This window comes from Streptomyces sp. NPDC048734 (assembly GCF_043198675.1).
Lineage (GTDB): Bacteria > Actinomycetota > Actinomycetes > Streptomycetales > Streptomycetaceae > Streptomyces.
In genome coordinates this window covers 212,730-224,913 of record NZ_JBICUZ010000004.1, presented here as the reverse complement: position 1 = coordinate 224,913, position 12,184 = coordinate 212,730, and the positions used below count along the sequence as shown (strand labels likewise).

At 74.2% G+C, this 12,184-nt stretch carries 11 protein-coding genes; 6 read left to right on the top strand and 5 right to left on the bottom strand.

Annotated elements, in window-relative coordinates; translation table 11 throughout:
* Window positions 1-303 precede the first annotated feature (303 nt).
* Window positions 304-1,038 (bottom strand): FCD domain-containing protein, encoded by a 735-nt coding sequence (locus ACGFQC_RS13515; protein WP_363087902.1) that lies wholly within the window; start codon window positions 1,036-1,038, stop codon window positions 304-306.
* Between the two features lie 127 nt (window positions 1,039-1,165).
* On the opposite strand from ACGFQC_RS13515, the gene ACGFQC_RS13510 reads away from it, so the two are divergent.
* The 5 genes from ACGFQC_RS13510 to ACGFQC_RS13490 are packed head-to-tail and all read left to right on the top strand — an operon-like array spanning window position 1,166 to window position 5,259.
* Complete coding sequence (locus ACGFQC_RS13510; RefSeq protein WP_363087903.1) at window positions 1,166-2,509, top strand: enolase C-terminal domain-like protein; 1,344 nt, start codon at window positions 1,166-1,168, stop codon at window positions 2,507-2,509.
* Window positions 2,506-3,261 carry an SDR family oxidoreductase gene (locus tag ACGFQC_RS13505; RefSeq protein ID WP_363087904.1) on the top strand — a complete coding sequence of 252 codons (756 nt, stop codon included), beginning with the start codon at window positions 2,506-2,508 and terminating at the stop codon, window positions 3,259-3,261. The genes ACGFQC_RS13510 and ACGFQC_RS13505 overlap by 4 nt, the downstream gene beginning before the upstream one ends.
* Window positions 3,258-4,268 (top strand): aldo/keto reductase, encoded by a 1,011-nt coding sequence (locus tag ACGFQC_RS13500; RefSeq protein ID WP_363087905.1) that lies wholly within the window; start codon window positions 3,258-3,260, stop codon window positions 4,266-4,268. The genes ACGFQC_RS13505 and ACGFQC_RS13500 overlap by 4 nt, the downstream gene beginning before the upstream one ends.
* Window positions 4,265-4,423: a hypothetical protein gene (locus tag ACGFQC_RS13495; protein ID WP_363087906.1), complete on the top strand. Its 159-nt coding sequence runs from the start codon at window positions 4,265-4,267 to the stop codon at window positions 4,421-4,423. Before ACGFQC_RS13500 ends, ACGFQC_RS13495 begins: the two co-directional genes overlap by 4 nt.
* Window positions 4,420-5,259, top strand: coding sequence for an amidohydrolase family protein (locus tag ACGFQC_RS13490; RefSeq protein ID WP_363087907.1), 840 nt, complete (start codon window positions 4,420-4,422; stop codon window positions 5,257-5,259). The genes ACGFQC_RS13495 and ACGFQC_RS13490 overlap by 4 nt, the downstream gene beginning before the upstream one ends.
* A gap of 85 nt (window positions 5,260-5,344) precedes the next feature.
* Here ACGFQC_RS13490 and ACGFQC_RS13485 read toward each other — a convergent pair whose 3' ends face one another.
* Entirely contained in the window at window positions 5,345-6,766 is a 1,422-nt protein-coding gene (locus tag ACGFQC_RS13485) for a lipase maturation factor family protein (RefSeq protein WP_363087908.1), read from the bottom strand.
* Window positions 6,767-6,893: 127 nt separating this feature from the next.
* Here ACGFQC_RS13485 and ACGFQC_RS13480 point away from each other — a divergent pair, with 127 nt between their 5' ends.
* Window positions 6,894-8,999: a SpoIIE family protein phosphatase gene (locus tag ACGFQC_RS13480; protein ID WP_363087909.1), complete on the top strand. Its 2,106-nt coding sequence runs from the start codon at window positions 6,894-6,896 to the stop codon at window positions 8,997-8,999.
* Between the two features lie 84 nt (window positions 9,000-9,083).
* On the opposite strand, the gene ACGFQC_RS13475 is transcribed toward ACGFQC_RS13480, so the two are convergent.
* From ACGFQC_RS13475 to ACGFQC_RS13465, 3 genes are all read right to left on the bottom strand, one after another.
* Window positions 9,084-10,922 carry a caspase family protein gene (locus tag ACGFQC_RS13475; protein ID WP_363087910.1) on the bottom strand — a complete coding sequence of 613 codons (1,839 nt, stop codon included), beginning with the start codon at window positions 10,920-10,922 and terminating at the stop codon, window positions 9,084-9,086.
* 3 nt (window positions 10,923-10,925) lie between these two features.
* Window positions 10,926-11,312: a hypothetical protein gene (locus ACGFQC_RS13470; protein WP_363087911.1), complete on the bottom strand. Its 387-nt coding sequence runs from the start codon at window positions 11,310-11,312 to the stop codon at window positions 10,926-10,928.
* A 124-nt stretch (window positions 11,313-11,436) separates the two neighbouring features.
* A complete protein-coding gene (locus ACGFQC_RS13465; RefSeq protein ID WP_363087912.1) occupies window positions 11,437-12,093 on the bottom strand; it encodes a zf-HC2 domain-containing protein in 657 nt (218 codons plus the stop codon).
* Window positions 12,094-12,184 lie beyond the last annotated feature (91 nt).

Below are 12,184 nucleotides of genomic sequence, written 5' to 3'. Positions count from 1 at the left end.
CCCGGCCGCTCATCGGTCGAGCGGCGCCCTCCCGGCCGCCACCGCCACCGCGCCGCCACCGCCACCGCGCCGGCACCGCCACCGCGCTGCCACCGGACGAACCGCCCACCGCGCGCGAGGTGTCCCGCGAGTTGAGGGCGGTGCCGTGTACGCCCTCAGCGGTGCCGAAGACGCACGGTTCCGACACGTCCGTCAGGCCCGCCACCACCGCGCCGGCCGACCCGCTCGGTCGCAGGCGCCCCCGGTGTGCGGGCGTACAGGTGTCACCGCGAGTGCGGGGAGAACCGGGCCCCGCCCGACGCGTCACGTCGAGGGGTCCCCGGGGTCCGTCCGGTCCCGCAGCCACTGTTCGACCCCGGCCACGTGGGCGGCCGCCGCCGCCCGTGCCGCCTCCGGGTCGCGGGCCGCCAGGGCGCGGTGGATCGCGGCGTGCTCCCGGCGGGTGCGGGCGAAGGCGCCCTCCTCCCGCCGGCCCCGCCGCACGCGGGCGCGGAAGGTGCGTGAGGACAGGCCCTCCAGCATCGCCGCCATCGTCTCGTTGCCGGCCGCCGCGGCGATCTCGCGGTGGAAGGCGAGGTCGTGGGCGAGGATCTCCTCCGGGTCGTCGGTGGCGTTCATCGCCGCCAAGTGGCCTTCCACGGCTTCCAGTTGTTCCGGGGTGATGCGGGCGGCGGCCAGGGCGGCGGCCGTCGACTCCAGGACGCGCCGCACCTCCAGCAGCTCCACCAGGCGCGGGCCCCGCGAGAGGTCGGCCATCACGCCGAACGTCTCCAGCAGATCGCCGGCCCGGAGCTGGGTCACGTAGATGCCCGAACCGTGCCGGGCCTCCAGCACCCCCATGACCGTGAGTGCCCGGATCGCCTCCCGCACCGAGCTGCGGGAGATGCCCAGCTCCGCCGCGAGGTCGCGCTCGGTCGGCAGCCGCCGGCCCGGCTCCAGCAGGCCATCGCCGATCATCGCCTTGATCCGCTCGATGGCGCGCCGCGTCACCGTGCCCTTCGGGGCGGCGGGCGGCCCGCCGGGCGGGGACTCGTTCACGTCACCTCTCCTGTCGCCGGTGGGCGCAGTCTAACCACCGAAGTGGTCCGACCACTCCAGCAGTGATGACGCGAATGTCGCGTCCGAGGGGTGCCCAGGACGGCAAGTGGTCTGATAAATATGCGGCATGGCGCCCCCGAACCCCGCCCGCGTCATCGCGGTCGACACCCACGACATCCGCTTCCCCACCTCCCGGGAACTCGACGGATCCGACGCGATGAACCCCGACCCCGACTACTCGGCGGCCTACGTCGTCCTGCGCACCGACGCGGCCGACGGCCACGAGGGCCACGGCTTCGCCTTCACCATCGGCCGGGGCAACGACGTCCAGGTCGCCGCGATCGGCGCCCTGCGCGAACACGTCGTCGGCCGGTCCGTCGACGACCTCTGCGCCGACCCGGGCAGCCTCAGCCGCGACCTCGTCGGCGACAGCCAGCTCCGCTGGCTCGGCCCCGAGAAGGGCGTGATGCACATGGCGATCGGCGCCGTCGTCAACGCCGCCTGGGACCTCGCGGCCAAGCGCGCCGGCAAGCCCCTGTGGCGGCTGCTGGCCGACGCCGACCCCGAGTGGCTGGTGCGGCAGATCGACTTCCGCTACCTCACCGACGCCCTCACCCCCGACGAGGCCCTCACCCTGCTGCGCCGCGGCCGGCAGGGCGCCGACGCCCGCCGCGCCCACCTGCTCGAACGCGGTTACCCCGCCTACACCACCTCCGCCGGCTGGCTCGGCTACGACGACGACAAGCTCACCCGCCTCGCCGCCGGGGCCGTCGCCGACGGCTTCCGGCAGATCAAGCTGAAGGTCGGCACCGACCTCGACGACGACATCCGGCGCTGCCGCGCGGCCCGCGCCGCCGTGGGCCCCGGCATCCGGCTCGCCGTCGACGCCAACCAGCGCTGGGACGTCGGCGAGGCGATCCGCTGGACCCGCGCCCTCGCCGAGTTCGACCCCTACTGGATCGAGGAGCCCACCAGTCCCGACGACATCCTCGGCCACGCCGCCGTGCGCGAGGCCGTCGCCCCGGTGAAGGTCGCCACCGGCGAACACGTCCACAACCGCGTCGTCTTCAAGCAACTCCTCCAGGCGGGCGCCCTCGACGTCCTCCAGCTCGACGCGGCCCGCGTCGGAGGCGTCAACGAGAACCTCGCGATCCTGCTGCTCGCCGCCAGGTTCGGCGTGCCCGTCTGCCCCCACGCCGGCGGCGTCGGCCTGTGCGAACTCGTCCAGCACCTGTCGATGTTCGACTACGTCGCCCTGAGCGGCACCACCGAGGACCGCGTCATCGAGTACGTCGACCACCTGCACGACCACTTCCTCGACCCGGTCGTGATCAGGGACGGCCACTACACGGCACCGACCGCGCCGGGCTTCTCCGCCGCCATGCGCGCGGAGTCGATCGCGCGGTACACCTACCCCGGCGGCACCTTCTGGGCCGCCGACCCCACCGGCCCGAAGGAGCAGGCGGCGTGAACGACTTCGAGGGGCTGACCGCCCTGGTGACCGGCGGCGCCTCCGGCATCGGCCGGGCCACCGCCGAACTGCTGGCCGAGCGCGGCGCCACCGTCGCCGTCCTCGACCTGGACCCGACCGGCGTCGGCGAGCCCCTGCTCGCCCACCGCGCCGACGTCCGCGACGACGCCTCCGTGCGCGCGGCCGTCGAGGCCGCCGTCGCCGCACTGGGCGGCCTGGACGTCCTGGTCAACAACGCGGGCATCGGCGCCCAGGGCACCGTCGAGGACAACGACGACGCCGAATGGCACCACGTCCTGGACGTCAACGTCGTCGGCATGGTCCGCACGGCCCGTGCCGCCCTGCCCCACCTGCGGGCCTCCGCGCACGCCGCGATCGTCAACACCTGCTCCGTCGCCGCCACCGCCGGCCTGCCGCGGCGCGCGCTGTACAGCGCCACCAAGGGCGCCGTGCACGCCCTCACCCTCGCGATGGCCGCCGACCACGTCCGCGAGGGCATCCGCGTCAACTGCGTCAACCCGGGCACCGCCGACACCCCGTGGATCGGCCGCCTGCTCGACGCCGCCGACGACCCGGCCGCCGAACGCGCGGCCCTGGAGGCCCGTCAGCCCAGCGGCCGCCTCGTCAGCGCCGCCGAGGTCGCGGGCGCCATCGCCTACCTGGCGAGCCCCCTGTCCGGCGCCACCACCGGCACCGCCCTCGCCGTCGACGGCGGCATGCAGGGCCTGCGGCTGCGTCCGGCGGGCTCGTGAACACCCTCGGCCGCAGCGGCGTCCGGATCACCGGGCTCGGCCTGGGCGCCGCCCCCCTCGCGGGCCTGTACACCGAGGTCGACGACGAACAGGCCCACGCCACGGTGGCCGCCGCCTGGCGGCGCGGCGTGCGCTACTTCGACACCGCGCCCCACTACGGCCTCGGCCTCTCCGAACACCGCCTGGGCGCCGCCCTGCGCGAGCACCCGCGCGCCGACTACGCGGTGTCCACGAAGGTCGGCCGCCGGCTGGAGCCCTCGACGGCCGGCGGCGACGACCTCGCCCACGGCTTCGCCGTCCCCGCCACCCACCGCCGGGTCTGGGACTTCACCGCCGACGGCGTCCGCCGCACCCTGGAGGCGAGCCTGACCCGCCTCGGCCTCGACCGCGTCGACGTCGTCTACCTCCACGACCCCGACGACCACGCCGAAACAGCCTTCCGCGAGGGCTACCCCGCGCTGGAGAGGCTGCGCCGCGAGGGCGTCGTCGGGGCGATCGGGGTCGGCATGAACCGGACCGCCCTGCTCACCCGCTTCGTCCGTGACACCGACGTCGACGTGGTGCTGTGCGCCGGCCGCTACACCCTCCTCGACCAGAGCGCGCTCACCGATCTGCTGCCGGCCGCCCAGGAACGCGGCACGTCCGTCGTGATCGGCGGCGCCTTCAACTCCGGCCTGCTGGCCGACCCGAAGCCGACCGCCACCTACGACTACGCTCCGGCGCCCGGGGAGCTGATCGACCGCGCCCGACGCCTCGGCGCGGTCGCCGAGCGCCACGGCAGCACCCTGCGCGCCGCCGCCCTCGCCTTCTGCGCCGCACACCCGGCCGTCGCCGGAGTCCTCGTCGGTGCCCGCTCGGCGACCGAAGCGGACGACTGCGCGGACCAGTTCGGGGCCGCGGTCCCCCCGGCGCTCTGGCGGGAACTGCGGGAGACCGGCCTCCTGCCGCCCGACGCCCCGGTCCCCGGCGAGAAGACACCGCGCACCCCGACGCGGGAGCCGTCATGAGGGCCGCTCGGCACGCCCGCCGCCGCGCCGAGCGGGATCGGGGCCCGGTCGACGTGGCCCGCCGGGCCCGGACGGCCGAACCGCCCGACGCCGGGCGCGACCACCGGTGTGGAGCCGTGGACGCCGGCCTGCCCGCCGTACGGGAGCTGCCGTGACCGTCGACGCCCACCACCACGTGTGGGACCTGTCCGTGCGCGACCAGGACTGGCTCGGCGGCCCCGGACTCCGGCCGCTGCGGCGCGACTTCACCCTCGCCGACCTCGCACCCGAGGCCCGTGCCGCCGGTGTCGACCGCACCGTCCTGGTGCAGACGGTCACCGTGGCCGAGGAGACCCCCGAGTTCCTCGCCCTCGCCGGCGCGCACGACCTGGTCGCGGGCGTGGTCGGCTGGACCGACCTGACCCGCCCCGACGTCGGTGACGAACTGGCCCGGCTGCGGGAACTCCCCGGCGGCCGCCACCTCAAGGGCATCCGCCACCAGGTCCAGGGCGAACCCGACCCGGAGTGGCTGCTGCGCCCGGACGTACGCCGGGGACTCGCCGCCGTGGCCGACGCCGGCCTGGTGTACGACCTGGTCGTGCTGGACCGCCAGCTCCCCGTCTGCGTACGGGCCGCCGCCGCGCACCCCGGTCTGACGTTCGTCCTGGACCACCTCGGCAAACCGCCCGTCGCCTCCGGCGCCCGCGCGCCCTGGGAGGCGGACCTGCGCGCGCTGGCCGCCCTGCCCAACACGGTCGCCAAGCTCTCCGGCCTGGTCACCGAGGCCGACCCCGCCACCTGGACGGCCGCCGACCTGCGGCCGTACGCCGACGCCGCCCTGGACGCCTTCGGCCCGCACCGCCTGATGTTCGGCTCGGACTGGCCGGTGTGCACGCTCGCGGCCGGTTACGGACAGGTCCTGGACACGGCCAGACAGCTGACCGGACACCTGAGCCCCGCGGAGAGCGGACAGGTCTTCGAGGCCACCGCCACCCGTGTCTACGGCCTCTGAGCCGACCCGGCACCCGCGTCCACGGCCTCCGAGTCGACCCGGCCGGCCACGTCTACGGCCTCCGAGTCGACCCGGCCGGCCACGTCTACGGCCTCTGAGCCGACCCCGCCAGCCGCGTCGGCGGCAGGTACTCCCGCACGTACGTTCGCTTCCAGCACGCCCCCGTCTCCCGCAGCTCGCGCGGGCTCGTGTACCGGTAGCGGAAGAGGCGGGCGCGGACGTGCCGCGGGGGTTCGCCGGGCGGGAACGGGGAGCGGCGCAGCAGGCGGAGCGTGGCCCGGTCGTTCTCCAGCAGCCGTTCCACCAGCGCGCCGAACCAGGGCCCGGCGTAGGCCGGGGAGAGCGCGGCGAACCACATCATCCAGTCCAGCCTCAGGTGGTAGGGGGCGAACTGACGCGGCCAGCGCCGTGGATCGCCGGGCTTGCCCCGGAACTCGTACTCCCGCCAGTCGGAGTCCTCCCGTGGCACCTCGTCGAGGGTGCCCTCGATCACCACCTCGTGGCGCACCCGGCTCACGCTGCCGAACGCGCCGTAGGTGTTGACCAGGTGCAGCGGGTCGAAGGAGCGGTTCATGACCTGCCCGCGCGAGAGCATGTTGAGCACCGGCCGGTGGCTGAGGAACAGCAGGAAGGCGGCCACCGCCAGGACCACCACCACGTACCAGAGGGGGGCGTCCGGCGTCGACGGCGCGTCGGCGGGAAGGCCGAGCGCGGGGACGGCCAGCACGATCGTGAGCCAGTTCAGCCAGGAGAAGTTGCCCGAGAGCACCAGCCACAGCTGGGTGAGGATCATCAGGGACGCGGCGGCCGTCGCGATCGGCTGCGGGGTGAACAGCAGGAACGGCACGAGCAGCTGGGTGACGTGGTTGGCGGCCACCTCCACCCGGTGCAGCGGCTTCGGCAGATGGTGGAAGAACCAGCTCAGCGGGCCGGGCATCGGCTGGGTCTCGTGGTGGTGGTCCAGACAGGTGAGCCTGCGCCAGCACGGATCACCCCGCATCTTGATCAGGCCCGCGCCGAACTCGACGCGGAACAGCAGCCAGCGCAGCAGGAACAGCACCACCAACGGCGGCGCCACCTCGTCGTTGCCGAGGAACACGGCGAGGAACCCGGTCTCCAGCAGCAGCGACTCCCAGCCGAAGCCGTACCAGGTCTGGCCGACGTTGACGATCGACACGTACAGGGCCCACGGCAGCAGCCACAGCAGCATCGCCGCCCACAGCGGCAGCAGCGAGTCCACGCCGGCGACCAGCGCCGCCGACACCGCGCAGCCCGTCCAGGCGCACCCGGCGAAGAAGCGGTCCGAACAGCGCAGGTGGAACACGCTCGGCGCCCGCCGGAACGGCACGCGCTCGACGAACCGGGCGACCGGCAGCATCCCGCGCTCGCCGAGCAGCGCCCGGAACTGGAGCGCCGCCGTGCCGAAGGCGACCAGATACACGCAGGCCAGAGCCCGTTGGAAGACCGTCCGGCTCAGCCAGTAGTCGGGTGCGGTGAACCACTCCACGAACGCCCGCTCCTCTCCCGTCCCCCGGTTCCCCGTCCTGTCATCCCCCGTGTTCCACGCCGGGCCACATCACGCACGTGATCCCCTACCGGTCGAATAATCGGGCAAATGCTGGCAAGGTGGGCGCATGGTCGATCGGGGAGCGAGCGCACCGTCCCTCCCGGAGGACTGGACCGCCCACCCGGAGCCGATCCTGGCGCTCAACCGCATGGGCGGCTTCGACTGGGACCTGGACACCGGTCTGTTCGCCATGGACGCCCGCGCCCACGAGATCTTCGACGTGACCCCCGACGAGTACGACGGCAACCCCGAGAGCCTCTCCTCGCGCGTCCCCCCGGCCGAGGCCCTCCGTCTGGACACCCTGGTGAGCCAGGCCATCAAGGACGGCAGCGAGAACTACGGCGCCTACTTCCGCGTCCGCCGCCGCGACGGCGGGCTGCGCTGGACCCACACCCAGGGCTACATCCGGCGCGACGACACGGGCCGCCCCCGCCGGATCATCGGCATCGTCCGGGACGCGACCGACGAACTGCGCGACCTCGCCGCCCACCGTGAGGCGGCCGCCCTCGACGACGCGCGCCGCGAGCAGACCAACGTCGTACAGCTCACCACCGCCGCCCTGGCGCACGCCCGGACCGTGAAGGACGTCATCGACGTCCTCAAGGACACCCACGGTCTCGTCCACCTGGGCGCGACCAGCCTGGTCATGGGCCTGGTCGAGGCCGGCCGGATCCGGCTGATCGCCGAGGGCCCCCAGGGCAGCTTCGTGCCCGGCACCCTCGTCACCGGAATCGACGAGCCGTACCCGATGAGCGAGGTGGTGCGCACCCTCACCCCCCGGTTCATCGAGTCGCCCGACGAGTTCGCGGCAGGCTACCCCGTGCTGTGGCCGCACATCACCGGCCTGAAGATCACCTCGGCCGCCTATCTGCCGCTCATCGTCCAGGCCCGTCCGATCGGCGCGATGGGCCTGCTCTACAGCGACCGGCGCGGCTTCACCCCCGAGGAACGCAACATCCTCGTCGCCCTCGGCAGCAGCATCGCCCAGTCCATGCAACGGGCCATGTTCTACGAGCAGGAGAAGGACATCGCCCAGGGCCTCCAGCAGGCCATGCTGCCGCGCACCATCCCCAGCGTGCCCGGCGCCGACGTCGCCGTCCGCTACCGCGCCGCCACCATCGGCGGCTCCCAGGGCCGCGACATCGGCGGCGACTGGTACGACCTGATCCCGCTGCCCGGGGGCACCCCCTCCGGGGGAGGCCGGGTCGGCGCCGTCATCGGCGACGTCCAGGGCCACGACACGCACGCCGCCGCCGTCATGGGCCAGCTGCGCATCGTCCTGCGCGCGTACGCCTCCGAAGGACACACCCCGGCCACCGTGATGGCCCGCGCCTCCGTCTTCCTCCACGAACTCGACACCGACCGCTTCGCCACCTGCCTCTACGCCGAGGCCGACCTGTCCACCGGCGTCGTCCAGATGGTCCGGGCCGGCCACATCGACCCGCTGGTGCGCGGGACGGACGGCACCTGCCGGCGGCTCTCCGTCCCCGGCGGACTGCCGCTCGGCCTGTCCGCAGAGTTCGGCTGCCTCGACTATCCCGTCGCCACCCTCGAGCTCGACCCCGGCCACACCCTGCTGCTGTGCACCGACGGGCTCGTCGAACAGCCCGGCGCCGACCTCGACGACGGCATGCGGGCCCTCGCCGAGCTGATCGCCACCGGCCCCGACGACGTACGGGAACTCGCCGACCGGCTCATCGACGTCGCCGAGGAACGCGGCGGTGACGACGACGTGGCCCTCCTCCTGCTCCGCCGGCGCGGCACGGACGCCTCCCGGACCGGCAGCCGGCTCCAGCAGCACGTGGCGCCCGGCGACCCCGAGGCCCTCACCCACGCCCGGCACATGATCCGCGCCGCCGTCCGCTCCTGGGGCGCCCGGCAGCGCTCCGACGACGTCGAGCTGGTCGCCGACGAACTGATCACCAACGCCCTCATGCACACCGAGGGCGCCGCCATCGTCACCCTGCGCCTCCTCACCGGCGTCGACTGCCGGCTGCGCGTCGAGGTCGAGGACTCCTCCAGCGCCCTGCCGCGCCGTCGCGAGGCCGGGGACTCGGGTGTCTCCGGCCGCGGTCTGCTCCTGGTCGACCTGCTCTCCGACGTGTGGGGAGTGGAGGCCCGCGGCGGCGGCAAGTGCGTGTGGTGCGAGTTCGGCATGCCGCAGGGGACCTGAACACCGGGCCCGCCGACGGCGCTGCGGACGGGGCCGGGACTGCCTGGGGCGGGAGCGCCCGGGGCCTTCCTCCGCCGGGGCGGCTCACCACAGAGGCGCGCCGATCAGGTACGCCAGCGCGGTCAGCACGGCCAGGACCAGCGCCGGGAGGGCCAGGCCCCTGGCGATCGCGGTGAGGGTACCCGTGCCGCCCGCGGCCCTCGGCGAGTAGAGATCGCGGCGGGCGCCCAGGTCGTGCCGGGCGAAGGCGCTCAGCAGGAGCGCGAGGGCGGCGGTGGTCAGGGAGACGGTGAGCGGGGTGAGCACGCCGAGTTCTCGGAAGTGTTCCTCGAGGGTGGCGTTGTCGCCCGGCTCGGGGTGCAGCCGCCGGTCCACGGCCGTCGCCACTTTCTGCAGGGTCACGACGACCGTGATCACCGCCGTGACCGCGAGCGTGAGGGCCGCGCCGGCGAGGGCGGGGGCCCGGCGGCGGTCGCGGGCGGGGGCCCGCCGGTCGCGGGGCGCGGCCGGGACCCGCGGCGGCCGGCTCGGGGGCTCGGGGTGGACGACGACCGGGCCGGGCGGCTCCGCCGGCGGATCGCCGAGGAGGGGGCCCAGGTCCGCCGTGGGCTGTCCGGCTCCGGGGCCGGTGGGACCGGTGGGGCGTATCTCGGTCTCCGCCTCCGCCCCGACGGTCGCCGTCACGTGGATCACCGCGTCGCCGGTGACCCCCTTCAGCACGATCTCCCCGGCCAGCGGCCCCTCGGCCGACGGCTCGACGCTCACGTCCAGACCGCCCGTCCTGGTCGGTTCGACCCGCAGCCAGGGCCGGGTGGACTGGGCCACGCAGTGCCGGGCCAGCGGCGGCCCGGCCAGCGCCACGGTCCGCCGCGGCGCGGGCGAGCCCGGCGGCACCCGGCCGAAGTCCAGACGGTCGGGGGAGGGCGCGAGCCGGATCTCGCGCAGCGCCTGGTCGGCCTGGTCGGCGATCTGCCGGATGTCGTCGCGCGCGATGGCCTCCAGGTCCTGGCGCGCACCCTCCGCGACGGGCAGCGAGTCGTCGTGCATCCGGGCGCGCAGTTCGTGGACGGCGCCCTGCCGGGTCAGCGGGTTGTCGCTGTCGATGGCGGCCAGCAGATACGGCGGCGAAGGAACCTTCGTGATCCTCAGGCGGCCCCGCCGGTTGTTCGCCAGCTTCAGCTCGCCCTCCATCTCCACGTCCTTGCTGGGCGTCTGGTGGGGGTTGGCCTCCCGGACCCGGTCGTAGACGTAGTCGTACAGCTCGTCCAGGGTGACCACGCCGTCCCCGTTGCGGTCGGCGTCGCCGCTCTCCAGCCCCTGCACGACGGCGTGGGTGAACACCGACGGCCGCGGCCCGGAGTCCTCGGCGAGGTCGGGGCCCTCGAAGGCGTACTCCATGGAGTTGGACGCCGTGATGACCGCCCGGCCGCGCCCGCCGGGGGGCTTCTCGTCCCGGAAGGACTCCAGGACGTTGACCTCGCCGGTGGCGCGCACGGCGCCGGAACCCCGGGAGAAGGCGCCGCCGTAGCAGCAGTCCAGGAAGAGGACCGTGCTGCCGGCCCGGGTGCGGGACATGCAGCGGCGCACGAAGTGGGCGGGGACCGCGGTGGCGTCCAGGAGGCGCGGGTCGGTGTCGCTGGCGGCGAAGTACAGCTCGCCGGACTCGCTCTTGAGGCCGTGGCAGGAGAAGTGCACGAGGAGGGTGTCGTCGCGCCGCCGGTCGTTGAAGAACTGCTGGATGCGCCGGTTGGCGAGGTGGGCCGGCTCGTTGCGCACCACCTCGACCTCGAAGTCGCCGATCTCGGGATCGTGCAGGACCTCGGCGAGGGCCGCGGCGTCCTGGGCCGGCGCCCGGAGCTGTTTCAGTCCCCGGTCCTCGTACCGGTCGTTGGCGATGATCAACGCGTGCTTGGTGGAGGTCATGGCTCATGCCCCGACGCCGGAATGGCGGCGGACGAACAGGTCGAACGCCTCCGTCACCTGCTCGGGGGACGCCTCGGAGATCTCCAGCACGTCGTCGTCCATCGTCAGGCGCAGCGAGGGCCGGGAGTCCCGGCAGCGGGCCCGCCATTCGCGGACGGCGTTGAGCACCTGGGCCAGGGCGCCCACCGAACCGCTCAGGCCGACCAGCAGGCCGCCGATCGCGGCGGGGTCCGCGACGCGCGCGCCGGGCGGCGGCTCCGGGCCGGGGACCGAGGTCACGTCGTCCACGTCGAGCTGGAGCAGTTCCTCCCGCAGGTAACCGGTCAGTTCGGCCACGCGTTCGGCTTCCGCCCCTTCTTCGGAAAGGAGGATCAGCATGTGCTGCGACACCGGCTCAGCCCCTTCGCTCGTGCTCCCAGGGGCGGCGCGGAGCGGGCCTCGAACAGGCTCCACGTCGGTGCTTCCAGTTTCCGTCCGGGGCGGAGGGACGGCAAATCAACCGCGGCCCGCGCCGCTAGCGGGGCCTGAGCACGACGAGGATCTCGCCGGTCATCGTCCGCACCTCGTAGCGCGCGACCTCGTCGGTCTGCATCGTCGCGCCGCCCTTCATGGTGTTGGGCCGGGCGTCGTGGTCGGGGACCATCCAGCTGGTGACGGTCTCCTCCGAGCCGTCGTGGCCGATGACGATCAGATGGCAGGCGCGCGGGCCCGCGGCGTCCTTCACCTCGAGTTCGACCCGGCTGCCCCAGACCTCGTCCTCGGACGTCACCTGCGCCCACACGCCCGACCTCTGGTCGGTCGCCGCGACGACCGCCGCCGGCTCCTCACCGCCGGCCGCGGCCGTCATGGCGAGCACCGGCCCCGCGACGGCGGCCACGACGGCCGCGGCCACGGCGTACAGCAGCCGGCGTCCGACGGCCCGGCGCCGGGCGGAGACCTCGTGGAGGAGGCGGTCGAGGAGCTGCGGGCCGGGGCCGGCGAAGGGATGCACGGCGCGCGGTGTCGCCCTCCGGTACAGCATCAGCTGCCGGGTGGTGGCGCCGAACTCGGTGACCTCCGCCGCGCAGCGAGGACACTCCATGAGGTGGTCCTCGAAACGGAAGGCCTCCGCCTCGTCCAGCACACCCAGCGCGTACGCGCCGACGTCGCGATGCCTCTCCAGGGACCTCATGCCGAAACCTCGCGCCGTTGAGTGCCAGTGGGGTTACTCCTTGCTCCCACCGGTACGGACCAGGCACCGGAATCACTCAAGGCGCGTACCG